This is a genomic window from Mycobacterium sp. E1214, from assembly GCF_001666755.1.
Taxonomy (GTDB): domain Bacteria; phylum Actinomycetota; class Actinomycetes; order Mycobacteriales; family Mycobacteriaceae; genus Mycobacterium.
In genome coordinates, this window is the sequence record NZ_LZJC01000169.1 from 1 (window position 1) to 24143 (window position 24143).

27 protein-coding genes, 1 tRNA gene and 1 pseudogene are annotated in these 24143 nt (G+C 67.9%); 7 read left to right on the forward strand and 22 right to left on the reverse strand.

What is annotated here, in order from left to right; translation table 11 throughout:
* Positions 1-39: 39 nt before the first annotated feature.
* The 11 genes from A5700_RS24090 to A5700_RS24135 all read right to left on the reverse strand — a co-directional run bounded on the left by A5700_RS24090 (position 40) and on the right by A5700_RS24135 (position 8462).
* Positions 40-966, reverse strand: coding sequence for a hypothetical protein (locus A5700_RS24090; protein ID WP_068073753.1), 927 nt, complete (start codon positions 964-966; stop codon positions 40-42).
* The gene (locus A5700_RS24095; RefSeq protein WP_231973900.1) at positions 963-1934 is read right to left on the reverse strand and encodes a hypothetical protein; all 972 of its coding nucleotides are present in this window, start codon (positions 1932-1934) and stop codon (positions 963-965) included. The genes A5700_RS24090 and A5700_RS24095 overlap by 4 nt, the downstream gene beginning before the upstream one ends.
* Complete coding sequence (locus tag A5700_RS24100) at positions 1931-2404, reverse strand: hypothetical protein (RefSeq protein WP_068073757.1); 474 nt, start codon at positions 2402-2404, stop codon at positions 1931-1933. Before A5700_RS24100 ends, A5700_RS24095 begins: the two co-directional genes overlap by 4 nt.
* The gene (locus tag A5700_RS24105) at positions 2394-3260 is read right to left on the reverse strand and encodes a DUF58 domain-containing protein (RefSeq protein WP_068073759.1); all 867 of its coding nucleotides are present in this window, start codon (positions 3258-3260) and stop codon (positions 2394-2396) included. The genes A5700_RS24100 and A5700_RS24105 overlap by 11 nt, the downstream gene beginning before the upstream one ends.
* A 7-nt stretch (positions 3261-3267) precedes the next feature.
* Positions 3268-4269: a MoxR family ATPase gene (locus tag A5700_RS24110; protein WP_068073761.1), complete on the reverse strand. Its 1002-nt coding sequence runs from the start codon at positions 4267-4269 to the stop codon at positions 3268-3270.
* Positions 4270-4368: 99 nt separating this feature from the next.
* Positions 4369-5202, reverse strand: a complete 834-nt coding sequence (locus A5700_RS24115; RefSeq protein ID WP_231973906.1) for a lytic transglycosylase domain-containing protein — start codon at positions 5200-5202, stop codon at positions 4369-4371.
* A 41-nt stretch (positions 5203-5243) separates the two neighbouring features.
* Positions 5244-5396, reverse strand: a complete 153-nt coding sequence (locus A5700_RS26420; RefSeq protein WP_156671424.1) for a hypothetical protein — start codon at positions 5394-5396, stop codon at positions 5244-5246.
* Positions 5397-5475: 79 nt separating this feature from the next.
* Entirely contained in the window at positions 5476-5760 is a 285-nt protein-coding gene (locus tag A5700_RS24120) for a hypothetical protein (RefSeq protein WP_231973901.1), read from the reverse strand.
* 134 nt (positions 5761-5894) lie between these two features.
* Positions 5895-6986, reverse strand: a complete 1092-nt coding sequence (locus A5700_RS24125; RefSeq protein ID WP_068073768.1) for a cytochrome P450 — start codon at positions 6984-6986, stop codon at positions 5895-5897.
* A gap of 114 nt (positions 6987-7100) precedes the next feature.
* Positions 7101-7640 carry a hypothetical protein gene (locus A5700_RS24130; protein ID WP_068073770.1) on the reverse strand — a complete coding sequence of 180 codons (540 nt, stop codon included), beginning with the start codon at positions 7638-7640 and terminating at the stop codon, positions 7101-7103.
* Positions 7641-7742: 102 nt separating this feature from the next.
* Positions 7743-8462, reverse strand: a complete 720-nt coding sequence (locus A5700_RS24135) for an HD domain-containing protein (protein WP_068073812.1) — start codon at positions 8460-8462, stop codon at positions 7743-7745.
* 166 nt (positions 8463-8628) lie between these two features.
* Here A5700_RS24135 and A5700_RS24140 point away from each other — a divergent pair, with 166 nt between their 5' ends.
* A complete protein-coding gene (locus A5700_RS24140) occupies positions 8629-9282 on the forward strand; it encodes a DJ-1/PfpI family protein (RefSeq protein ID WP_068073814.1) in 654 nt (217 codons plus the stop codon).
* Position 9283: 1 nt separating this feature from the next.
* Entirely contained in the window at positions 9284-9598 is a 315-nt protein-coding gene (locus A5700_RS24145) for a hypothetical protein (RefSeq protein ID WP_068073772.1), read from the forward strand.
* A 43-nt stretch (positions 9599-9641) separates the two neighbouring features.
* On the opposite strand, the gene A5700_RS24150 is transcribed toward A5700_RS24145, so the two are convergent.
* The 3 genes from A5700_RS24150 to A5700_RS24160 form a co-directional block, all read right to left on the reverse strand.
* On the reverse strand, positions 9642-10658 hold the full coding sequence (locus A5700_RS24150; RefSeq protein WP_082960639.1) for a GlxA family transcriptional regulator: 1017 nt from the start codon (positions 10656-10658) through the stop codon (positions 9642-9644).
* A gap of 101 nt (positions 10659-10759) precedes the next feature.
* Entirely contained in the window at positions 10760-11659 is a 900-nt protein-coding gene (locus A5700_RS24155) for a haloalkane dehalogenase (RefSeq protein WP_068073774.1), read from the reverse strand.
* Between the two features lie 116 nt (positions 11660-11775).
* Positions 11776-12489, reverse strand: a complete 714-nt coding sequence (locus A5700_RS24160) for a DJ-1/PfpI family protein (protein ID WP_231991451.1) — start codon at positions 12487-12489, stop codon at positions 11776-11778.
* 268 nt (positions 12490-12757) lie between these two features.
* Here A5700_RS24160 and A5700_RS24165 point away from each other — a divergent pair, with 268 nt between their 5' ends.
* Both A5700_RS24165 and A5700_RS24170 read left to right on the forward strand, forming a co-directional pair.
* Positions 12758-13705 (forward strand): LysR family transcriptional regulator, encoded by a 948-nt coding sequence (locus tag A5700_RS24165; RefSeq protein ID WP_231973903.1) that lies wholly within the window; start codon positions 12758-12760, stop codon positions 13703-13705.
* Positions 13706-13819: 114 nt separating this feature from the next.
* The gene (locus tag A5700_RS24170) at positions 13820-14584 is read left to right on the forward strand and encodes an SDR family oxidoreductase (protein ID WP_082960640.1); all 765 of its coding nucleotides are present in this window, start codon (positions 13820-13822) and stop codon (positions 14582-14584) included.
* A gap of 31 nt (positions 14585-14615) precedes the next feature.
* On the opposite strand, the gene A5700_RS24175 is transcribed toward A5700_RS24170, so the two are convergent.
* Both A5700_RS24175 and A5700_RS24180 read right to left on the reverse strand, forming a co-directional pair.
* On the reverse strand, positions 14616-15386 hold the full coding sequence (locus A5700_RS24175; protein ID WP_068073776.1) for an enoyl-CoA hydratase/isomerase family protein: 771 nt from the start codon (positions 15384-15386) through the stop codon (positions 14616-14618).
* A 191-nt stretch (positions 15387-15577) separates the two neighbouring features.
* On the reverse strand, positions 15578-16186 hold the full coding sequence (locus A5700_RS24180; RefSeq protein WP_068073778.1) for an LGFP repeat-containing protein: 609 nt from the start codon (positions 16184-16186) through the stop codon (positions 15578-15580).
* 824 nt (positions 16187-17010) lie between these two features.
* Between A5700_RS24180 and arr the strand changes: the two genes are divergently transcribed.
* The 3 genes and pseudogenes from arr (at position 17011) to A5700_RS24195 (ending at position 18308) form a co-directional block, all read left to right on the forward strand.
* The gene (arr, locus tag A5700_RS24190) at positions 17011-17433 is read left to right on the forward strand and encodes an NAD(+)--rifampin ADP-ribosyltransferase (protein ID WP_156671425.1); all 423 of its coding nucleotides are present in this window, start codon (positions 17011-17013) and stop codon (positions 17431-17433) included.
* A gap of 96 nt (positions 17434-17529) precedes the next feature.
* Positions 17530-17673, forward strand: a pseudogene (locus tag A5700_RS27485) (alpha/beta hydrolase); the annotation flags it as partial.
* Between the two features lie 233 nt (positions 17674-17906).
* Entirely contained in the window at positions 17907-18308 is a 402-nt protein-coding gene (locus A5700_RS24195; protein WP_231973904.1) for a hypothetical protein, read from the forward strand.
* 290 nt (positions 18309-18598) lie between these two features.
* Here A5700_RS24195 and A5700_RS24200 read toward each other — a convergent pair.
* From A5700_RS24200 to A5700_RS24225, 6 genes are all read right to left on the reverse strand, one after another.
* A tRNA-Ile gene (locus A5700_RS24200) sits at positions 18599-18672 on the reverse strand.
* A gap of 120 nt (positions 18673-18792) precedes the next feature.
* Entirely contained in the window at positions 18793-19149 is a 357-nt protein-coding gene (locus A5700_RS24205) for a DUF732 domain-containing protein (protein WP_068205086.1), read from the reverse strand.
* Positions 19150-19456: 307 nt separating this feature from the next.
* Complete coding sequence (locus A5700_RS24210; protein WP_068073786.1) at positions 19457-19870, reverse strand: hypothetical protein; 414 nt, start codon at positions 19868-19870, stop codon at positions 19457-19459.
* A 370-nt stretch (positions 19871-20240) separates the two neighbouring features.
* Positions 20241-21098, reverse strand: coding sequence for a carboxymuconolactone decarboxylase family protein (locus tag A5700_RS24215; protein WP_068073788.1), 858 nt, complete (start codon positions 21096-21098; stop codon positions 20241-20243).
* A 57-nt stretch (positions 21099-21155) separates the two neighbouring features.
* Positions 21156-22529, reverse strand: coding sequence for a metallopeptidase TldD-related protein (locus A5700_RS24220; protein WP_068205080.1), 1374 nt, complete (start codon positions 22527-22529; stop codon positions 21156-21158).
* Between the two features lie 49 nt (positions 22530-22578).
* Positions 22579-24096 (reverse strand): TldD/PmbA family protein, encoded by a 1518-nt coding sequence (locus tag A5700_RS24225; RefSeq protein WP_068073791.1) that lies wholly within the window; start codon positions 24094-24096, stop codon positions 22579-22581.
* Positions 24097-24143 lie beyond the last annotated feature (47 nt).

Consider the following 24143-nt stretch of genomic DNA (forward strand, 5'->3'; position numbering starts at 1 on the left):
GCAGCCGCCGCCGCAGCCGCAACCGGGCCGGGGCGCGGGTCACGTCGCGAGGTCCCGTCGGGCGAGGCGTCCGCGACGGAACTGGCGGATTGACAGGTAGATCTCGGCGAGCAGCAGGACCGCGGCCACCAGGGCGGGCAACCAGTAGAGCTCAGTTCGGTCGACGGCCTCCGCCCTGTCCGCAGCGGCGGGCAGGGCCGGGTGGAAGGGCCGGCCGGCTTCCCGGCGCTCATAGGGCACGCCGAGTTGTGCTGCGATGCGGTGCAATTCGGGTTCGTCGATCGCGTCGCCGCTGCCGTATCCCAGCACCGCTCCCCCGGCCACCGACCCGCCGAGGAGGTTGAAGTCGCCCTGCGGTTGGCGCGATCCGGGTGCGCCCGAGCCGAAATAGAGCACGACGTTGCGTGAGCCCGGATACTGCTGGGTGGCCTGAATTAACTGGTAGCGCAGCACATTGTCGGCAGCGCCGGCGTTCGCGTCTGCCCGGGCGTCCTGGGGGGCGAGCGCCGCGACGGTCGGTTGCAGGCTCCACACGTCCGCGGACAGCGGCCAGTCCAATGAGGCCCGCGACGCGAAGCCGACGAGCGCATACCGCGCCCCCGGATATTGCTTGAGTACGGCCGCGACGTCGTCGCGGATGGGTCCGATCCGCGCAGCTCCGGCGTCGCCGTCCGGGTCGGCCACTCCGGCAGATCGATCGACGACGAGGAACACGTTGAGGTCCGCCCCGGCCGCCGGCGTGGTGTCGCGGCGCGTGCGGTCATCGCGCAGCGCCGGGCGGGTGACCGCCAGGAGCAGCAGCAAGACGGTGAGGGTGACACCGGCCCAACGCAGCGCCGCGCGGGCTCGCCGCGGCCTGTGCACGTTCGCGATGAGCACCTGGCGCAGCGCCACCAGGCGCGCGAACAGCAACGCACCGGCGACGACGGCGAGGATCGGCCACGGCAGCACGGGGTCGAAGGTCATCGGCGCAACACCAACAGGGCCACGGACAATACGGCCGCGCACAGCATCGCGATCACCAGCGGCGCCGCCGGCGCGTCGCGGTGTTCCGCGGTCACCACGGTGCCGTCCGCCAGTCGTGCCGGGGGCGCGTGCGCGCGGATGTCGTTGAGCGCTCCCGTCACCGATTTCTGCCCGGCGGCGACGTAACGACCGCCGGTCTGTCGCGCGAGGGCGACCAACGACTCGCTCGCGCCCGAGGGGGCCGTGTCGATCACGTTGAGCTGTAAGCCCAGGCGCGTGGCGAGATCCCGCGCGCCGGCGTCGGTGAACAGGGTGGCCCGGGGGTCGTCGGCGGCGCGGAGTGTGGACGGGCCCAGGTAGACGACCGAGCGCCGGTGGCCGTCCCCGTTCTCGTTCGAGGGGAACCCCGAGAAGCACAGCGCCAGAACATCATTGACGGACGGCGCATAGTCCTCATACGGCACGTTGGGCGCGAATCCCGCCGCCTGGGCCCGACGGGCATCGGTGGATTCGCTGAAGCGTTCCGCCGCGTATTGGTGGTCGCGTGTCAGCGGCACCACGCGACGGTCGACCGTCGTGAGGCCGATGCGCTGGTTCGGCGGGGCGGTGGCTGCCTGCCGCGCGAAGTAGCCCAGCAGTTCGGCCGTCGCGCTGTCGGGCACGGCCTGACCGGCGCACAGCATGATGTCTTCGGGGTGGGCGGCGTCGAAGTCGGTGCCGGCCACGGTCGGGCGGGCCGCGGCCCAGGTGGCGGCAAAGTACATGACCGCCAGCACCACCAAGGTAACGGCGGTGGAAAGGGACCGCAGCCGAGCCACTTTCGCGTATTCGGGCAGCCGGGTCAACCGTGCGACGTTGGCCAGGGGGCGCAGCCGCCGCCGGGCGGCGGTCATCGGGAGCAGTGCCGCCAGGGCCACTATGGCGACGACGCCGGCGGACCCGAGGGCCGCGACCGGCCACCATTTCATGTCCACGAGCGGATCAGCTCCTGGGCCGAGGCGCTCACGTCGGCGACGTCGACCCGCGCGCCGGCGTTGAACTGCGCGTCGGCGAGCCGGCCCAGCAGCGGCGCCGCGGCGGACAGGTTTCCCTCGGCCAGGGCGTCCAGCTGTAGGTACTGCGCCGGCTCGCCGGTCGCTTGGTGGAGGAAGCTGCGCAGGGTCCGGCTGATCGCCCCGCACGCCGCGGAAGCCGTTGTCCGCCCGGCGTCGTGATCGCCGGCGATGCGCTGCACACGGCGCGCGAAGCGGTTGCGGAGCACCCGGGCGTGCACACGTCGCACCAGGGGCATGCGCCGCAGTCGGCGTGCGGGCAGGGTCCCCACGAAAAGCGCCGCGTACCACGCGATGACGCCGACGATCAGCAACACGGCCCACCACAGCCACCACTGCGAGTACGGTTGCGGCCCGAAGACGTGACGCAGCAAGTCATCCGGCACGCTTGGCCACCTCGGTCAAGCGGACGAGTTCGCGCCGAATGTCCTTGCTGCCGGTGATCGTTGCGTGCGGGACCGCGTGCGCGGTGAGGAACGCGTCCAGGCGGGCCCGCCGCTTGTGCTCGGCGCTGCGGTATGCCGCCACAACCCGAGGGCCCAGCTCGGCGCCGTTCAAGACGAAACGACCCGTGGCGACGTCGTACCCGTCGGTGTTGTCGGCGCCGACCGCCGGCATGTCGGACACCAGTGCCCACATGACGTCGTGGCGCCCGCTCAGCGTGCCGAGCACCTCACCGAGCCGCGGGTCGACCTCGGGCTCGTCCGATACCACGAGGATCAGCATGGTGTGCCGGTAATGCGTTGCGACATAATCGAGTTGGGCGGTGATGTCGCTGCCGCCCGGGGCGGTCGTGGTGTGTTGATACCAGCGGTGCAGCAGGCCTTCGATGTGGGATTCGCCGCGCCCCTGCGGGACGTTCACGCAGCCGCGGCGATCACCGTAGACCATGCCGATTTCGTCGGAGCGGCGCAGGCCGATGAGCCCGACGGCGCCCATGATGTGGGCGGCGACGTCGCGTTTGCACTCGCCACTCGGGGCGAGCGCCGACATGTTGCGGCCACCGTCGGCGACCAGCAAGATCTTGTGGTGCTTCTCGGAGACGAACCGCTTGATGAGCACGTCGCCGGAACGCGCGGAGGCCTTCCAGTCGATGTCGCGGACGTCGTCGCCGGGAACGTAGGGGCGCAGGTCGTCGAATTCCATGCTGCGCGTGTGCAACAGCGCGTAACGGCCGCCTTCGAGCAGGCCGCGGGTGTCGGTGCCGAAGTGTGCTTTCGCCCGGTTGAGGTGCTTTCCCAAGAGGACCTCAGGGGACGCGGACGGCCCGCAGCGCGGCGTCCACCACGACCTCGGGGGTGATGTCGGCGCTGGCCGCTTCGAAACCGAGGATGAGCCGGTGGCGCAGGACCTGGTGCGCGAGTTTGGCGATGTCCTCGGGCAGCACGTGCGCACGGCCGGACAGCACCGCCTGCGCGCGGGCCGCCTTGCAGAACGCGATCGTGGCGCGCGGGCTGGCGCCGTACTCGACCAGCCGGGCGATCTGCTTGGGCAACACCCGCGCGGGGTGGCGGGTGGCGTCGACCAGTTGGCTGGCGTAGAGCATCAGCGCGCGGTCCATGTGGACGTGACGCACCACCTGCTGCAGGCGCTGGACGTCGGCGAGGCTGGCGGCGGGCCTGGCGCGGTGTCCCTTGTCGTAGACGCCCGCGTCGATGCGCGCCATGACTTCCACCTCCTCCTGCGGGGTGGGATAACGCACGATCTCCTTGAGCAGGAACCGGTCGGTCTGCGCCTCGGACAGCGGGTAGGTGCCTTCCTGATCGACGGGGTTCTGGGTGGCGATCACCAGGAATGGATCCGCGATCGGGTGGACCTGCCCGGCGATGGTGGTCTGTCGCTCCTCCATCGCCTCGAGCATCGCGCTCTGGGTTTTGGCGCTGGACCGGTTGATCTCGTCAAGCAACAGGATGTTGGCGTGCACGGGGCCGAGCTGGGTGACGAACGATCCCGTCGAGGAGTCGTAGATCTGCGTGCCGACGATGTCGCTGGGCAGCAGGTCCGGTGTGCATTGGATGCGGTGGAAGCGACCGTCGACCGATTCGGCGAGCACCTTGGCGGCCGTGGTCTTGGCCAGTCCGGGCACGCTTTCGAGCAGGATGTGACCCCCCGCCAGCAGCCCGATCAGCAGCGATTCGCGCAGGTCGCGCTGGCCGACGACTTTGGCCGCGAACGCCTGGGAAATGGCGTCGACGATCTGTCGAACGCCGTCGAGGTCGCGCTGATCCGGTTGTGTTCGTGCGATAGCCATACCCTCGCTAACCTACCCGGACGCCGGCTTCTGACACCTGGGGCCGGCCACGCGGCGTCGGCCACCGGGCGCTGGTCCCCGAGTCATGCGTCGGGTCCGCTACTGGGCGTTGGCCGCCACGTAGTCCCCGACGGGGATCGGCGCCGCGGCGGCGTAACCGATGGGCAGGAGCACGTCGCCTGCGGTCGTCGCGTAGTAGACCTCCCACCGGTAGAACGTCGCGAACGCCGCGGGATCGGCCGCGATGAGCGCGGCGTAGTCGTCGACCGCCTGCACGTATTGATGGGCATGGTTGTAGCCGAAGAGGGCGCGGTCCGGGTCGCTGGCGAAACCGTTGGCGGCGAGGTAGCGGCCCGCCGCCGCGATGCTGTCGTGGGGCGAATTGATGTCGCCGCCCTGGCCGTAAGAGGCGAACGTCGACGGCAGGAATTGCATGGGCCCTTGCGCACCGGCGGTGCTTACGCCGTTGATGCTGCCGAAGCGCGTCTCGACCAGGTTGATGGCGGCCAGATAGTTCCAGCCGACGCCGGACTCCGCCTCCGCTGCGTGGTAGTCGTTCAGCAGCTCCTCGGCCGGGGCGGGAGGGTCGATCCGCCACGCGGGCACCGTGTCCCGCGGTTGGGTCATCGCCTGCAGTTGCCGTCGAGCGTCGACGTTGCGGTCGTAGCCGTCGAGCAGCGCCGGCGGGATGCGGGGACGGACGATGGCATCCCAGTCCGGGTGCCGGCCGATGACCCGGTAGGCCAGTTGTTCGCGACGCGCCGCCGCAGTGAGCGCCGCCTGGGGCGTCGCCGGGTCGCGCAAAGCGAGCTCGTCGGCGACGAGGTCGTCGGCGAGTTGGGTGGGATCGGGCGCCAGCGTGGGTTGAATGCCCGACGGTGCGTGTGGTGGACCTGCCAGCGCGGCCGGCGCCGGCGATGCGCCGCCGGTCACCGCGAGCACGATCGCGCCCGCGGCAAACAGCGCGAACCTGCTCAATTGCCGATGGGTGGTCGCGGTTCACCGGCGACCGGAGGGATCGGACCCTCCCCTTGCTCCGGGGCCACGGGCGGGTCGTCCGCCGCGCCGGTGGACTCGGGAGGCTGCGCGGTCTCGTCGGGCGCGTCGGGGTCGTGGTGTCGGGGCATCGTTGTCTCCTCGTTCGGGGATGCAGAACCCATACCCCGTCCGGCGCCGAGGACAACGTCCGACCCGCGATTGCGGCCGCTAGTCGACGTCGCGCACCGCGTCGAGGCGCTGACCCACCCGGGCGAGGGCCTCGTCGAAGACCTCCACCTTCTCGCCGCGTCGCTCGTTGGCGGGCTGGGCGGCACCGCGCGCGCCCTCGGCCTCGACGCGGGCCGCACCCTGACGCCGCAGCATGTTGAAGTTCTTCTCGCGCGCAGCCCTGAGCCGGCTTTGCAGATCCTTGAGCTGCGCCGGGCTCATGCGCTCCAGCGCTGCGGGATGGCTCTCGCCGATCAAGGTGTTTTCCTGCTGGGTCAGGTTCACATGACTGCTCACCCTCCATACATAGCCCGCCGGACGCGCCGACGCGACGACTCGCCGGATCGCGCGCCGAACCGTCACACCGGCGCCACCTCGCGTTCACTCCGCGCGGCCCGCGCCAGGGACGGCCGGTCCGGTTACCAGGTCAGCGGTACGCGAACCGGAGCCCAGCCGTCGAAGGTCTCGGTGGGTGCGGAGCTGTACGGCTTGGGATGCCACGCCTTGGGAATGCCGCCGCTGCTCCAGTCGAACGAGAAGAACGGGACCGCGTCGAGCCAGATCTCGAAGAACATCGCCAGCAGGTCGCGGGCCAGGTGCGACGCCGGGCACCGGTGCGGTCCTCCCCCGAAGCTCCAATTACGCTGCGCGCCATCCAATTTGAAGCGCTGCCCAGACATGTCGTCGGCCTCGTCGCGGTGTACCAGTCCGACGTATAACTGCACCGGGGAGCCGGCGGGGATGGTCGTCTCGCCGATCGTCACGCGGCGACTGGTGATCCGGGAAACGGTCTTCGCCCCGCCGTCCAGTCGGAGCAACTCTTCGACAAATCTGCGCTGGCGGCCGGGGTTTTCGCGGAGCTCACGCTGCAGCGCCGGCTGTCGCGCCAACACCGCCAGCCCCGCCTTGATGGCGAACGAAGCGAAGATCAAGCCGCGCCCCACGGAGGCGATCAGCCCCAACACCTCTTCGTCGCTGAGGGGTTCGGCGGCCAGGCGGCTGATGACGTCCGGCCCATCCAGCGGCGTTCGGCGCATCGCTGCCACCAGCGGCGCGCTGACCGCGTCGGGAGCCAAGTTGCTGGGGAGCCCGCAGACGGTGACAAATGCTGCGCGCCAGACGACTTCGGCGACGCCCGCGCCGTCGCAGCGGTCGAGTCTCGTGGCCACCGCGCCGACGCAGTCTTCGATGATGCGGCGCACCGGCTTGAGCATGTCGCGGGAGTTGCCCGGGTTGAACAGCAACTCGACCATGATCTGTCGGTACGGGCCGAACGGTGGGCTGCCGGGCATCAGTTCGCCTTGGCGGCTGGCGAAGGTGTCGCCATCGCGCATGGCGGCCACGACGTCGTCGCGCCGCCACAGCACGTAGCTGCCGTCGGGCTCGCGCAGCACTCGTTGGCCGGCCCGCCGCGCGGCGGCCAACCAGTCCCTGAAGCCCTCGGCCGCCGCCTCGTCCGACCGCAGGACGTCCAGCGCGGCGGCCTCGGCTGCGTTCCCGGACCCGGTCACCGCGCACCGCCTTTCATCCGGCGGCCCCGCCAGGGGGGACCACCTGCGATTTTCGAGGGCGCCAGTTTATCGCCGGTACGGTCCGTCGGCGCGGCGACGCCGGCGGCACGGGGCCTAGGTGTGCACTTTCCAGCCGGCCAGCGGGGTGGGGGCCGCCGGAGCGTTCGGGTCGTTGAACTCGATGTAGACGTCGCCCTGCTTGACGCTGCTGTCGTAAGCGATGAACCCGTGGGCGGTCTGGCCGTTGGTGACGGTGCCAGACCGCAGCGGCGGGACTTTGTTGATCTGCTGGTAGTCCACCGACGACGAGCCGCCCTCGGTGTCGCGGTAGGGGTCTTGGCGCCAGGCCGAAGACGCCGCGGTCAGCGACCTCTCGCTGTAGGCGAACGACGTGTCGGACTTCCCGACGATCGTGATCTCGATGACGTTGCAGCCTGCGCCGAGGGAGCAGCCGGACGAGATCCAGTTCGCATTGTTGAGCGTGACGTCGGCCGTCGCGCCGCTGTACTCCGTGACATGGATGGTGGTGCCGGACTTTCCGGTCGGAAATGGCGCTTGTGGCGTCGGGTCGGCCGCCGCGTGAGGGGCCCCGGCGCACGCTGTCAGCGCCAGCGATGCCGCGAGCGCTGCCTTCTTGAGAGTCGTGGTGGCCACTCGCGAACGATATCCGTTCGATCGGGCGACATCGTCGTCGGGCGCCTATGGCGAAATAGCGGCGTCTTCGGTCGCATGGTGGAGCGGACTTGACCGACCCCCTTAACCGCCCGGGGCCTGGGCGGCCGAAAACTCGCGCGGCATCTCGTCGCCCCACCCATGGCTGGCGAGCAGGTCCGCGAATCTGACGGAGGGCGCGTTGTTGACCACTTCGTGGATGTGCGCCGGGAACGAAAACGGCGGCGCCTTGCCGGGGTTGCGCTGGGTGTCGCGCCCGATAGCTTGGCTGATCGCGTAGCCCAGATTGTGGCGCGGCCAAGCAGCGTGCACTCGATCGGCAAAACCGCGTGGTAGCAACTCTTTTCGAGCACCGACGACATCCAGATCGATTCCGCTGTGGCAGACCGCATGCTCGGCGCCGAATCGGTGCCCCAGGCCAATACTGGTGTGCAACGCGATCGATTGCCACACTGTGGTCACCCGGTCTTCACGCAGGCCTTGCTCTTCGAGGAATCGGGCCGCGGCATCGGCTCCCTCGACCTCGAAGCGCTGGTCGCCGCGACCGTGGGACGTCAGGCCGAGATCGTGCAGGACCGACGCGAGGAACACAGTCTCTTCGTCGTAGTCGGCGCCGCCGCGCATCCCCTGAGCGGCCGCCAGCTCACGGCCGAACAGGTAGCTGCGCACACAGTGGTTGTGAAGGAACACCGGCGAGACGCGTTCCGCCAGATCGAAGGCTGCAGTACAGATCTTCGAGTCGGGCAGATTCCACGAGGAGAGGTCGCCGGCCTTCGTCGTCGAGGTTCGATCCTCACTCGTCATGCCCGTGACCGTGCCCGCCAGGCCCGCGCCGGGCAAGTGGCTAACTGGCCAACAACCGCCGGGATTGTGACGTGCGCGCGCTCTCACCGCCGCGTGGCGACATTCCGGCGGTGACTGTCCGCCCGAAGGCTGTGGCGGCGAGGCGACTTGGGTGATGATCACGCCCATGCACGCACAGATCGTGTTGTTCGACGGATTCGATCCCCTGGACGCCATTGCCCCCTACGAAGTTCTGGTCGCGGGCAGCGACGCCATTGGTGGCGAGCTGGTTGTCGAATTGGTGTCCGCCGAGGGCCCGCGCGAGGTCATCAGTGGCTCAAGGGGTTTGGTGCTGACGGCCACTGCCGGGCTTGATCCGTCCAAGCCCGGCTTTGTCGTGGTTCCCGGTGCGGTGGGACCGATCGAGGGCGACCCCGACGAGGTCGACACCATCCCGGTGCTGTTGGCCCGGTTCGGAGAGACCGCCGCGGCACCGTTGGTGCGTCAGGCGTTGGACAACCCCGCCGTCACCGTCGCCACGGTGTGTGGCGGGTCGCTGGCGTTGGCCATGGCCGGACTGATCGACGGTCGCCACGCCAACACCCATCATCTCGGGGTGGACGTGTTGGAGGCCACCGGTGCGATCCCCGTGGCGGCCCGGGTGGTCGACGACGGAAACCTCGTCACCGCCGGTGGTGTCACCTCGGGCCTCGACTTGGCGCTCTACCTGCTCGGCCGCACCTACGGCTCGCAGATCGCGTTGGCCGTCGAGGCGATGTTCGCTTTCGAGAGTCGCGGCACCGTTTGGACCAATGATGGCCGCGCGCCCAGGGCGGTATGAGGTGGGCATCCTCGGCGATTGGGACGTCAGCATCAAGACGCCGGTCGGAACGCTGCACATCGCGTATTGCTTCCGCCTTGACGACCAAGGCGTGCTGACCGGTAGCGCTGCCGGTCGACACGAGACCGTGCCCTGCACCGACATCGTGGTCAGCGACGACGACGGCGGACAACGGGTCCGCTGGCGGCAATCCGTCACCAAACCGATGAAGCTGAACCTGCAGTTCGATGTGCTCGTCGAGGGCGACGATCTCCGCGGCCATTCCCGCGCCGGGCGGTTACCGCGGTCCACGATCAGCGGCACCCGACGCGTCTGACGGACCGCGCACCGGCGCACCACCCCTCGCCCGCTTCGACGATCTAGGCGCCCGCGAAGCTGACGCGGGAGCTGTGGGGACCTGACGACGGGCGCTTCTCGTCAGTCGCGCGCCCGTGGAACGTATTTCGGTAACTTTGGGGTGCCACTCCGCTCAGTCGCCGGAACTGTTCACGAAAATTCGCCGCCGAGGCGAAACCGACGTCACGGCCGATCCGTTCGATGCCATGGGCGCTGTGTTCGAGCAGTTCTTGGGCGTGGCGGATGCGCACTCCGGTGACCCATTGCATGGGGGTCTGACCCGTCTCGGCCTGGAAGCGACGGTTGAGCGTGCGCACGCTCATCGCGGCGTGAGCGGCGATATCGGCCAGCGTCAGGTCGCGGTGGGCGTTGGCCTCGATCCAGGCCAGCACCTCGTCCAACTGCGTGTGCTTGCCGATAACACTGGCGCGCAATTGGTTTCGGACGATGAATTGCGCCTGACCACCGCTTCGGTGCAGTGGCGCCACGGCGAGCTTCGCTGCGCTCGCGGCGATGCTCGCGCCATAGTCCTTCTGGACCATGTACAGGCAGGCGTCGAGCCCCGCGGAAGCGCCGGCCGAGGTGAGGATTTGTCCCTCGTCGACGTAGAGGACGTCGGGATCGAGGTCGACCTGCGGGAAGTTGGCGCGGAACAGGTCCGCTGCGAGCCAATGCGTGGTGGCGCGTTTTCCGTCCAGCAGCCCGGCGGCGGCCAGCAGGAATGCGCCGGTGCAGATCGAGGCGATCCGTGCGCCCCCGGCGTGGGCGTCCCGCAGCGCGGCGATGAGCGCGTCCGGGATCTCCGTCACGAGGTCGTCGAGCCCCGGCACGATGATGGTGTCTGCGTCCGCCAGTGCCTCGAGACCGTGATCGGTGGCGATACGCAGGGGTCCCGCCGTGACGACGGGTTCGACGCCGCACACGTGCACGCGGTACCCGTGGGTCCCGTCGGGCAGTCGAACGCGCCCGAACACCTCGACGGGGATGGTCAGGTCGAAGGCGATGACGTCGGGAAAGGCCAGCACGGCAACGTTGTGCATGGCACCAACCTAGCAGCCGGAATGGCATTATTCAGGCGGTAGGTCTTGATATTGCCATGGCCGTGAACACCGGTAGCCGCTGGCGCAGACGCCGGGCACCGTCAATGACGGCTGGTCGCTCGGATGGTGCGCACAAAGGCCGCGATGGCCGCACCGATCTCGTCGGGACTGTCTTCCTGGAGGAAGTGGCTTCCCGCGACGGTGATTTCGGTCTGGTTGGGCCAGCTGCGGATGACGTCGAGGACGCGTCGCTTGCTTGCGATCACTCCTGGGTCGGCGCGAATGAACAGCTTCGGCACGTCGCACGACGCGAGCCACGCACCGAATTGCGCTATGGTCGCCACGACCTCGGGCGGCTCCCCGCCGAGCGGCACGTCACGTGCCCATGACAGCGTCGGGCGCCGATCCTCACCGGCGTTGCGGAACGGCCGACGATAGTGATCCATCTCCTCGTCGGTCAGATCGCGCATCACGATGGACGGCAGCACGCCTTCGATGAAGATGTTGTCGTCCAGCACCAGCGCCTCGCCCTGAGGGGAGCGCAAGCCCCGAAACATCTGAGCGACATCGTCGGGAAAGTCGTTCCACTCCATGGGAATTGCCACCGTCTCCATGTGTACGATGCCGGCGACCCGGTCCCGGTGTTGATTGGCCCAATCGAAGCCGAGCGCCCCGCCCCAGTCGTGCAACACCAGGGTCACGCGGTCACCGAGATCGAGGGCGTCCCAGAGGGCGAACAGGAAATCACGGTTCTGGTGATAGTGGTAGCTGCCGGGTCCCGGGTTGTCCAATTTGTCCGAGCCGCCCATCCCGATCAAGTCGCAGGCGACCAACCGGCCCAGGCCTTCCAGGTGCGGCATGACGTTGCGCCACAGGTAGGACGAACTCGGGTTGCCGTGCTGGAACACGATGGCGTCACCGTCGCCCTGGTCGATGAAGGCCATGCGCTTGCCGTAAATCTCTCGGTAGCGCACCTGCGCGTATGGCTTGGCTCCGGTCATTGCACACTCCTGTCCATGAAATCGACGTGCCGTCGTCGGTCGTCGAAGCAACCGGTGAATGGTGTCGAGATGGCGCTGCGGACCGACGGCTAGCGTCGTTGGCGCACTTCGGCGAGTCAGGAGTATTCGGCGGTGCCGCCGCCCTTTTCGGTGACGAAGCGCTCGCACGACGTCAGCAACGGCGCGACGTACTCTCGGACTCTCTGGACGGCCTGCCGGCTCGTCGATCGCGGTGATCCACCGTCAAACGGTGGATGAGGGTCGTATTCCAAAAGCAGTTGGGCGTAGCGCGCGGTTTCCTCGTCGAACATCTCGGCGAGCAGAATCAGACCGAAGTCGATTCCCGCCGTGACCCCGCCGCCGGTGATGCGGTTCCCATCGATGACGACGCGCTGCTGGGTCGGCACCGCCCCGAATAAGGGCAGTGCGTCCAACATCGACCAGTGCGTGGTGGCACGATAACCGTCCAACAGTCCCGCGGCGCCCAGCACCAGCGAACCCGTGCAGACCGACGTGACGTAACGGGCCCGCGGGCCCCGAGTCGCAAGGAAATCAATCACCTCCGGATCGCGCATCGCGTCGGCCGTTCCGTTGCCCCCCGGCACAAAGATCACGTCGTAGTGATCCGCGGCGTCGGCGAGTCTTTCGGTCGCGCGAAACGGTGCGCCACTGTCCGAGAAGAACTCGTCGGTGGTGGTGTGCAGCAAATGCACGTCGGTGTGTTCGCGCAACGTCTCGTATGGTCCTATCAGGTCCAGCATGGTCAGGCCCGGAAACGGAATCATCGCCACGCTCGGTCGCCAATGCGGTGTCTCCGTCGGCGCGCTCACCGAGCGAAACTCCGCGGGATGGGGCAATGAACTCGGGTGACTACTGCGCGCATACTTCCCTCTCGACCGGTGATCACCTGAATGTAGGAAGCGCCGGACAGGCGCGACACTGGCCGGCTGGTCAACGAACGCCGAATTTTTGCCGTGCTCACCGAGTGGGCGGAGCGGCGGGTGGGTGAGGCGCGGTTCCATCAAAAGGTCAGGCCCGCGAACCTCAAGCTCTTGCCGATTGAGCGCGCGGCGCGATGGCGTCGGGTTGAATGTCGGCGTGGAGATCTCGCAGATGCGTGCGTTCGTGGCCGTGGTGGAGGACGGCGGGTTGTCGGCGGCGGCTCGTCGGCTGCACATCAGCCAGCCCGCGCTGTCGGGAACGATTCAGGCGCTGGAAAAGCGCCTCGACACCCAGCTGCTGACCCGCAGCAGCTCCGGAGTGACCCCCACCGCGGCCGGCATGACGTTCCTCAACGAAGCGCGGGCCGTCATCGCGCGCTACGAAGAGGCGTTGGCCGCCATGGCCGCCCACTCGCCGCACCGAAGCCGCACGCTGCGCATCGGCGTGCCCCTGGAACTGCCGCCCCAACCGGTGTCCGAGGCGATTTCCCAACTGGCCGCGGCCTATCCGGGCACCACGGTCACGGTGCGGCACATGTCGACCGCCAAGCAACTCGATGCGCTGTGCCGCGACGAACTCGACGTCGGCCTGGTCCGTGAATTGCCCGCGACGGACCGCCTCGACGTCGGCGTCGCTCTGCGAGAACCGTTGGGTGTGTTGTTGGCGGCCGAGCAGGCGACGGCGGTGGCCTCGCCGTCGGGTGGGGTGCATCTGGACCGGCTGATTGGCTTGCAGTGGTTAGGCTTTCCACGCGCCGGCAGCCCCGCCTGGTACGACGAGATCACCGCGGTTCTGCGCAGCCACGGGATCCAGCCGGACCGCCCCGACGCCTACACCCAGGACCTGCAACCTGAGGTCAAGCTGGCTCAGATCAGCGCGGGGGGCAGATTCGCCTTGGCACCCGCGAATTGGCAACGCCCGCTTCCCAATTCGGTGCGGTGGCTGCGCTTGGTGGACAGTCCCCTGGTGCGCCGAACCTGGGTCGTCTGGCCGGCGCGCTCGCACCGCAAGGACGTCGCGCACCTGGTGGCCGCGCTCGAAGACGCCATCGAGGCCGCCGGCCCCGGCGACGATGCCCGTTCGACAGCCCCCACCGCCATCTAGCCCGGTTATCGCCGCCATCGCGAGACCCGATGGGTGCGGCCCCGACGCACGCGACCGTCAGCGTCTTGGATAAAGAGGCGACTGTACTCACGACCCCGATCACAAAGGATGCGCATGACGAAGGAAATGGCCACCCCACTGCACGGCACCACGGCCCTGGTGACGGGCGCCAATCGCGGCCTGGGCCGGGCGATCGTCTCGGCACTTCTCGATCGCGGTGCGAGCAAGGTCTATGCGGCGGCCCGCACGCCGGCGCAGCTGGACACGGCCGACGGGCGCATCACGCCGGTCAAGCTTGACGTCACCGACGGAGCCGACGTGAGCGCCGCGGCCGCGCACTGTGGGGACGTCGTCGTGTTGATCAACAACGCCGGCGCGATGCTGGAGTCGCCGTTTTTGACCCCGCGCAGCGCCGACGCGGCACGCACGGAGATGGAGACCAACTATTTCGGCACCCTGGCCATGGCCCGCGCCTTCGCCCCCATCCTGGCGGCCAACGGCGGTGGCGCGCTCGTCAACATCCTCTCCGTTGCCAGTTTCTACTCGCTGCCCTTCAACGCCTCGTATTGCGCGTCCAAGGCCGCCGAGTGGTCGCTGACCAACGCGTTGCGTCTCGAATTGCACCGGCAGGGCACCAATGTCGTGGCCGTGCACCCGGGCTTCATCGACACCGACATGACCGCCACCGTCACCGACCCCAAGCTGTCCCCCGAGGACGTCGCCGCCCAAACTTTGGACGCCATCGAGGCCGGTGCCCAGGAAGTGCTCACCGACGACAAGACCCGCACCGTCAAGCAGTCCATTCCCACACACCTGACGACTCTTTACCCGCAACTTCAAAAACGTTGGGAGGCAGGCGATTCTCCGTGGCGGGGTTGATATCGACTCAGGCCCGACGGGTGTCGGCGATTCAACCCTGCGACGCGCGGCGCGCCACGTCGGCCGCGCTGATGCCCTCCAGCGCCAACCCGTATCCGATGTTCTCGTCGACCACGCGCCGGAGCCGCTGCGTCAACACTGTTCGGGTGTAGCTGCTGGTCAACGGGGGCAGCGCCGCGATGTCACGGGCGATCTCGCGCGCCCGCGGCAAAAGCTGGTCGCTGTCGACGATCTCGTTGACAACGCCCCACTCGCGGGCGGTGGCGGCATCCAGGGTTTGGCGGGTCAGCAGGAAGTAACGCGCGCGGATGCTCCCGATCACCTCCGGCCACAACAGGTTGACGCCGTCGCCGGGGACGATGCCGAAGTCGAAATGCGGTCGGTCCGAGAACACGGTGTGCGGGGTGGCGAGCACGATGTCGCACAACAGGACGTACTCGCTGTGCAGCAATACGGGGCCGTTGAGCGCAGCGATCATGGGCACCTCGACGTCGAGGATGTTCGCCAGGATCTTTTTGCCTTCGCGCCAGATCTTGTCGTAACCGACGGGGCTGAAGAAGTCGAAACCCTCCGCGGAAATTTCGTCCATGAACGCATCACCGGAGCCGGTGAGGATGACGACTCGATTGTCACGGTCGGCGCCCACGCGATGAAACAGTTCGACGAACTGCTCATGGGTGTGACCGTCGAAGCGCAGCTTGCCGCCATCGGTGTGCAGCGCAATCTCGAGCACGCCGTGCTCGTCACGGGTCAGCCTCGCATTAGGGAACTCGTCGCGATAGTCGTCAAAGGCCGTGCTCATCGGGTCCTCCAGGTCGAGTGTCCGGCGGTGGTCGCCGCTCAAACTAACCGCGAAACCCGGCTCGGCCGTCCGCCTGAACCATCACGATTGGCGGCAGCGGCCATAAGTGCCGCCGATGGCAGGCGCGAACCCGAACCGGGCGGGGCCTGCAGCAGCCCGCTCGTTGCGAAGCCCTCTCGGCGACCCGAGCGCTACAGACCCGACGGCACGACCTTGCCGTTTACCGTCACCTGAACCTGATCGGTCTTGGGGTTGTACTCGATCTGGCCGTGCTCGAAACTCGACACGAGCGAATCGCCCACCGTGGTTGCATCGCTGGTCGGGTAGCCCAGCGGCCCCGCCGAGCCGTTGGTGCCGGTGACGGCGGGCACGCCCGCCGGGTCACGCGGCACGTTCCACGCCTCCCGAATCTTGCCCAGCGTGATGTATGCGGGCGTGCCGGTGTCGCCGTTCTTCGCGGTGATCACCCCGCCTTGGAACTGTTGGAAGATCAGGCCGCTCGGCCGGGTGCCCGCGTTGTGGTCACCCGTCAGGGGCTGACCGAGAGCGTCTTTCTGGTCTTGGGTGGCCGACGAGTACTTGGCGGCGATCGGTCCGGTGAGTGTTACCTGCACGCCGCGCTCCCCGGCCAGTTTCACCTCGGTGGGCGGCGCCGGCGGTGCAGGTGTGGAGGTAACGCTCACCCCGCCCTGCTGGGGGGCCGGGGTGCTTGCGCTCTTGCTATCGGTGCAGCTCACGGCGATCAGCGCGACAGCGGCCACGCCGACGACTCCCGCGCGGCGGTATGCGATCGTTGGCATCGGCGTCCTCTCGCGTCGTTTCGGTGGCGCAGTCGCCACGGGCGTTATGGCCGCGAACGAACTTACAACGCGAGTCCGGGTTGCACGCCCGCGCCCCCGACCCGGGCGCTGTCGCCGTGACGCGCGTTCACGACCACCGATCACCGGAGACACGGCGTGCGGCCGCCGCCGTCTGCTGGGCCGTTCGCGATGGAACAACGGCCCAGCAGTCGGCTATCGCAGGGGGATTAATCGCAGGCGTAGCACGCCCAGCCGCGGGCGCCGTTGCGCCAGTGGAAGCCGGCACCGCAGCCATGGTCACCGGTGCTGCCGTCGCAATCCAATGGCTGGACCATGGCCGGCGTGCCGGGCTTCATGGGAACGATTGGCTGGTAAGGGCTTTCGGCTGCATGCGCGGGAGCTACCGGCAAGAAGAAAGCCGCGGCGGCAATGACTGCAATTCTCATTCGCATTAAACATCTCCAGGTCTGGCGAGTTGTGGGCGAAGTGATGTTAAGTCCGAGAGACCTGACGTGAGGCCATAATGGCGATATATCCAACTTACGTTCAATAGCCGTTGGGTTTGCGCGTCTCAACCGCCCGACATCCGAGCGTCGGGCCCGCTAGGCAGCGCGGTTTCCCGCGCAAGTACCGAGGCGAACGACCCACACGCACACAGCCGATGGACCGAGCACCCCAGTGCCAATGTCAACGATTATAGGCCGCGTGTGCGAGTGTCGCGGGACTGCTTCACTTCCAGGATAAGGCCCGGTGGGGGGCTTGCGGCAAGGCCGGGGTGTTGCCCCATGCTTGCACGTCTCCACTGTTGGTTGGAAGGATTCCAGTTGTCGAAATCGCTTGACGAAGGTCCCTATTTCCACGGCACGACGGCGCGGCTGCGTGCCGGCGATCTGCTCACCGCCGGTCGTCGATCGAACTACCGCCCCGAGATCGTGATGAACCACATCTACTTCACCGCTCTAATCGACGGAGCCGGCCTCGCCGCGGAGATCGCCGCAGAACTCGCCGGGGGCGCGGCCCTTCCGAGGGTGTACCAAGTCGAGCCGACCGGCGAATTCGAGGACGACCCGAACGTCACCGACAAGAAGTTCCCGGGCAATCCCACGCGGTCGTTCCGCAGTACGGCGCCGCTTCGGGTGGTCGAAGAGGTCACCGAGTGGACGCGACTCACACCCGACCAGTTGCGAACATGGCGCGAACGCCTCGCTGCGCTCCTCTCCAGCGAGCGCGGCGAAATCATCAATTGACAGCTGATGATCGCCGCTCGGCCTCGGAAGATATCGCGAACGGGTCTGACCAGACGCCGGGATCTGCGCAGCATTGGTGAGAGTCGTCGTGGTCGCGTCCAAGATATCTACGACGCGATCCCCGTCGCCGAGAAGAGCTTGTACTGGATCAAGGGCACGCACCGGCGATTCGACGGCTACAACTTCTTCGGCCTTCACCGCGAGATCCCGATCGAATGGTTCGACAACCACATCAGCTGAGAACAGCGGCACACTGGTCGGCTCACTAACTCGTATGGGCTGAGATCGCTTGTCGCCCAGCACGTTGCGGAGTCTTGGCCCGCCGGCGCATTCTCAGACCGAACATCACGTTGAAGATGCACAGACCGATGGTGCCGGTGCGGTCGCGTTGAATGCCGGCTCGACGCAGGTGCTGAAGCCGCCGACGACTCAACCGCCTGTGGTTGGCGGGGTTGCGGCGCACAATGGAGGCCATGAGCGGCGCAACCGATAGGCCGAGAGTCGACACGTTCGTCTGGCCAGTGTGGCACCGCACCGGTTACAAGTTCTTTCCCTATGCGGCACAGCAATTGGGTCAATGGTGGGTGCTGCGCTTGAACTACGACTTCCCCGACCATGACCTCTACACGCTGTTCGTGGACGGCCGCGCCGCTTTGGATGTCACCGGCGGCATAGACAGTCACATTCCGCTGGCCGCAAGCGTTGGTGCCCTGAAGCCTTTTGATCCCCAAGCCGTCGAGGCCGCGTTGACGCCCGATCTGGCGGCGGCGGCCGTGCGCGACGTCGCCGAGTACGTGTTCTACGGAAGCGAGGTCGGAGACCCGTGTGACTGGTGTGACCACTTGGCCGACCACGATCCCATGACTCGGCTGTGACGTCGCTACGTCGGCTTCACCCGCCGCGCCTGACGCTGCCGCCGATTAAGCAGCGGAAGGCCTCGTCCGATCCGCACGCGACGGCCGGGTGCGTGTGGCGGCGAGACTGAAGCGACCCAATCAAACCCGCGCGAAATTTTTCGAGCGACCGGAGTGACGTCACCGGGTGCAAACAGCAAGTCGCGGAGCGTCGTCGGACGACGCCGTAATGACCGTGATGGCGTTCAGGTCCAGCTGGCTCACCGTTGAAGATGGCTCTTGGTCACGAGCCGGACACGTTCCTTGGTAAGTGGGGCGGGCGGGGCTCGAACCCGCGACCTACGGATTATGAGTCCGCGGCTCTAACCGACTGAGCTACCGCCCCCGGCGTACTGCTCCGAGGAAACCGTAGCCCAAGGCCGGCTGCGCCGTCGTCGCCGCACGGGCCTCCCACCAACGGAAAGTGGGCGCCGCACCTCGCGACGCCCACCGTCCAACGCTTCGATCAAGCGGGCTGCTTCGCGGCGCCGGCCTGATCCTTGATCTTCGGGATGAGGTCGGGCGCGTAGACGAAGATCGCCGACTCGACCTCCCACTCCGCCTGAGCCTGAGACATCGGCGTGGTGTTGGTGATCATGTTGATCAACTCCTGGCCCTCGCCGTACGGGTTGGGGTTCGCCCGCACCTGGCTGGCGAACCAGCGCCCCTCGGCGGCCTCGTGGCAGTCGCTGTAGTCGGCGTTGTGCACCATCTTGTTCTGCGCCAACAACTTGACGTATTGGTCGTCAGCCGGCGTCAGCGTGCAGTCCGCCGACGCGCGCGGCGCCGACGCCGTCGACCCGGCGAACAACGCGGCCCCCATGGCGACACCGGCGGCCCCCGCCAACAGCACTCGTGCGCGCGATCGTGTGGTCACTTCTCCAAGCCCCCTTTTCGTGTGGTTTGCTGATTCCGCTTTCGCGCTGTCAATCGGGTACCACCCCCGCCGCGCGCGGCAAACGACCCGCTTTGCGAACACCGGGTGAACAGCGCGGAACTAAAATTGCTGTGCGAGAAACTCTTTCAGTCGAACACGCGATCGAGGCGTGCGCCGTTTGCGGCACAACGAACAACGCCGCACCACAGAAACTCTGCGGTGCGGCGTCGGCCGTCTGATTAGCTAGCCCGGATCAGGGCTCCGTCGGCCAGTTGGCCTTCGCGGCCTGGTCCTTGATCTTGGGGATCAGGTCGGGCGCGTAGACATAGATCGCCGACTCGACCTCCCACTCTGCCTGAGCTTGGGTCATCGGCGTGGTGTTGGTGATCATGTTGATCAACTCCTGGGCCTCACCGAACGGATTGGCGTTGGCTCGCACCTGGTCGGCGAACCAGCGCCCCTCGGCGGCCTCGTGGCAGTCGCTGAAATCGGCGTTGTGCACCATCTTGTTCTGGGCGAGCAGCTGCACGTACTGGTCGTCCTTGGCGGACAGGTTGCAGTTCGCCGAGGCCTGCGGTGCCGACACCAGGGCGTTGCCCAGCATCGCGGCACCCAGGGCGGCGCCGGCGGCCGTTACCGACAGCACGCGAGTGCGGCTGGTTATCATCTCCGAACCTCCTCCGCGTGGAACGCATTTCCGTCCCACACACCCCGAGCTATTAACCTGAAAAGTCGAAGCCGAAAGCCATCCGAGCCGAGGAGAACAGCTACTCGGTCGGCGACCGTCTCGGCCAGGCCACGCTGCCATCCCGGAACCGTCACATATATGTTTCACATCAGTGTCGGTGGCCGGCCTTAAATTAGCGAATCTGCCCATTACGCAGCGATAACGCAGCCTTGCGCAACGGTGTACGAATGGTTAACATTCGGTGCCGCGCGCACCCCGGGAAGGCTGGGCGGCCGACGCATCGAGGCCCGGTGCGACCGCCTCAGCGCGGCCCCGGGAGCCCCCTCCGAGCATCTAGCAAACGTCGCCCTCAGGTGAAGATCGTCTGGCCGTCCGCGCCGATCAGATACCGCTCGGTGCCGTGCGCCACGCGCGGGGCGTCGGCGGCCAGCGCGACGGCCACCTTATTGCTGGCGTTTCGCATGATGTCGAAGGTGAGCTCCACGGCCTCCGCCTCGGAAAACCGGGAGCGCACCTCGGCGACGTCATCGGCGACGAGGTGCGCAGGGGTCCAAATTAACGCATCGGCGTAGCGGAGCGCGGCTTTTGCGCGGTCGTCGAGCAAAGTCGACTCCTCGAACCGCTCAACCTCGAAATAGAGCGTCTCCGAACCGCCGGCGTCCAGAGCCGTGCCCTCGCGCACCGACTTGCACAGCCGGCAGTTGTGCTGCGCCGCACCACGCAGCCGGACCAATTCCGAGGTGATCGGGTCCAGGGCCCGCATTCGCGCCACCGCGAGTAAAAAGTCGTTGAACACCACGTCGGACGGATCGGTGCGGTGATCCCAGGCGATCGGCCCGTCGACCCACTCCAGGTGCTGCGCACCGACGCCGAGCGCGGCCAACCCGGCGCGCACCCGCGGCACAAAGTCGGCGATGTACATCTGCACGACGACCCCGAACGTGCTGTCGCCCAATTGTTTCCATAGCCGGGATCGCTGCTCGGCGGTGATCGAGGAGACGTCGGCGCTGAATTGTTCGGCGAAGTCGGCCACCGCGAACTCGACCTCGGAGTTCGGCTCACCGACCTCCACGCACGCGGGCAGCGGCGGCAGCGACGTCGTCTGCGCGCACACGCGGCGCACCAGGGCCGCAAGGCGGCCGTCACCGGGCGCCAGCGCCACCAACCGCGTCAGCTGATCGTCTCGAACCGAAACCGGGGCCGCCATCCGTCACACGCTAGAGCGCGCTGGGCCGGGCGGCAATGAGCTGGGCTGATGAGCCGGCTATTGGGCCTGGCTGACCGACGACATGTGGAAATCCGGTATCCGCAGCGACGGCATCGCCGCGCGGGTGGCCCAGTCGCCCCATTCCCGCGGCAACGTTTTCTCGCTGACGCCGGCCTCGGTGGCCCGGCGCAGCAGGTCCAGCGGGCTCTCGTTGAACCGGAAGTTGTTGACCGCGGCGGTGACCTCACCGTCCTCGATGAGATACACCCCGTCGCGGGTGAGCCCGGTGAGCAGCAGGGTTGTTGGGTCGACCTCGCGGATGTACCACAGCGTGGTCAGCAGCAGGCCGCGCTCGGTGCCCGCGATCATGTCGGCGAGATCGGCCGATCCGCCCGTCATCACGAGGTTGTCGGCGGCGACCGCGACCTTGGTGTCGTACTTGGCGGCCGTCGCCCGCGGGTAGGCCAGCTCGTTGATGACACCCTCGCGGATCCACTCCACCTGGCCGATCTCCATACCGTTGTCGAAGACCGACGCCGTCTCCGAGGAGCTGCTTACCGCCACGAACGGCGTGCAGGCCAGCCCGGGCGCCATCGGGTCGGAGAACAGCGTCAGGGGCAGCTCGGTGAGGCGCTCCCCCACCCGGGTGCCGCCGCCGGGCGCCGAGAACGCCGTCCGGCCCTCCTGCGCGGCGCGACCGGCCATCGACCATCCGAGGTAGATCATCATGTCGGCCACCGTCGAGGGCGGCATGATCGTCTCGTAGCGCCCGGCGGGCAGGGCCACGCTGCGCTCCGCCCAGCCCAGCCGCATCGACAGGTCGTCGAGCAGCAAATCCGTTGGCACGCCCACGAAGTCGGCCGTGCCCACACCCGCCCAGGCGCTGGCGTCACCGCGTTTGGCGTTGATCTCGACCGCGCCGGTCGGCTGGGTGAACCGTCGGCGCAGGCCCGTCGAGGACGCGAGGAACGTGGTCGCGACGCTGTGGTGGGCGAAGCCGTACAGCCGGTCGGTGCCGCGGAAGCCCCGACTCAGCGAGTCGGCGACGTCGGAGAATATCTGGGGCCCGGTCCCCGGTACGGGGGCGTCCCAGTCGGCGGGCACCCCGGCGTCGGCCAACAGCGGCGCCGCGTCGCCGGCCTCCGGCGCGGCCGCGGCCGCCTCCTGCGACGCGGCCACCTGGCCCGGCAGCACCCGCGGGTCGACCTCCGCGGACACCACCGTGCCGATCCGCGCGCCCGACCCGCCGCGCACCACGGAGATGACGGTCACGCTGCGGCTCACCGAAACCCCGTTCGTGGTCATCGAATTGCCCGCCCACCGCAACGTGGCCTCCACCTTGTCGGTGACCAGCACCATGGTCTCGTCGGCGCCGCCGCGCTTGGCCGCCTCGTCCAACACGATGTTCACGACATGCTGCGCGGTGATCATCGGCGCCACTCCTCAGCATCGCTTCGCTCTGCATCGTCGCCGGCGCGGATCATCGGCCGCCCTCGGTCCGGGTGTTGAGCACATTGACGCCCCGGAACAACGCCGACGGGCAGCCGTGGCTGACGGCCGCGATCTGCCCGGGCTGAGCCTTCCCGCAATTCAAGGCGCCCCCTAGCCTCCAAGTTGACGGTCCGCCCACGGCCTCCATGGAATTCCAGAACTCGGTCGTGGTCGCCTGGTAGGCGACGTCGCGGATCTGGCCGTCGAGGCGGCCGTCGCGGATCTGATAGAACCGCTGGCCGGTGAACTGAAAGTTGTAGCGCTGCATGTCGATCGACCACGACTTGTCACCGACGATGTAGATGCCGTCCTGCACCCGGCCGATCAGGTCCTCGGTGCTGACGTCCTCGGCGGCCGGCTGCAGCGACACGTTCGCCATCCGCTGGATCGGGACGTGGTGCGGCGAGTCGGCGTACGAGCACCCGTTGGAGCGAGCCTGGCCCAGCCGCGGGGCGAACACCCGGTCCAGCTGGTAGCCGACGAAGATGCCGTCGCGCACCAGGTCCCAGCTCTGCCCGGCGACGCCCTCGTCGTCGTAACCGATGGTGGCCAAACCGTGTTCGACGGTGCGGTCGGCGGTCACGTGCATCACCGGCGAGCCGTACCGCATGGTGCCGAGCTTGTCGGGCGTCGCGAACGAGGTGCCCGCGTACGCGGCCTCGTAGCCGATGGCGCGATCGTATTCCGTTGCGTGACCGATGGATTCGTGGATGGTGAGCCACAGGTTCGTCGGATCGATCACCAAGTCCTTGGGTCCGGCGACCACCGAGGGCGATTTGACCTTCTCGGCCAACAGCGCGGGCAGCTGCGCCAACTCGTCGGTCCAGTTGTAGACCGCATCGTCGACCAGCACCTCCCAGCCCCGGCCCATCGGCGGCGCCAGCGTCCGCATCGAGTCGAAACTGCCGGCCGCGTGGTCGACGGTGACCGCGTCCAGCGTCGGCTGAATTCGGACCCGCTGCTGGGTGATCGAGGAGCCAAACGTGTCGGCGTAGAAGGTCTGTTCCTTGACGGCCGTGAGGACGGCCGACACGTGATCGATGCCGTCGGCAGTGAGCAGGCGCCCCGAGTACTCCTCGAGCACCGCGATCTTGTCGGCGGCGGGGACATCGAACGGGTCGATCCGGTACGCCGACACCCAGGTCGCGTCGCGGTAGACCGGCTCGGCGGCCAGCTCCACGCGTTCGGTGTTGAGCCGGGCCAACGTGGTGGCGACGTGCACCGCGCGGCGCGCGGTCTCTGCGGCCACCGAGGGCGCCAGCTCGGCATGCGACGCGAATCCCCACGTGCCGTCGACGATTACCCGCACCGCCAGGCCGAGCTCGCGGTTGACGACGGCCGTCTCGAGTTCGCCGTCGCGCAACTGGATGATCTCGGTGTTGATGCGGTGAACCCGCAGGTCCGCGTAGCTGGCCCCGGCGGCGGTGGCCGCCGCGAGCGCGGCGTCGGCCAGTTCCTGGCGCGGCAGGGCCAAAAAGTCGGCGTCGATCCCCCCGTTCGATGTCACGGCTCCACCGTAACGGCCGGTGCTCACCAATTCGCGGCGGCGCCCGC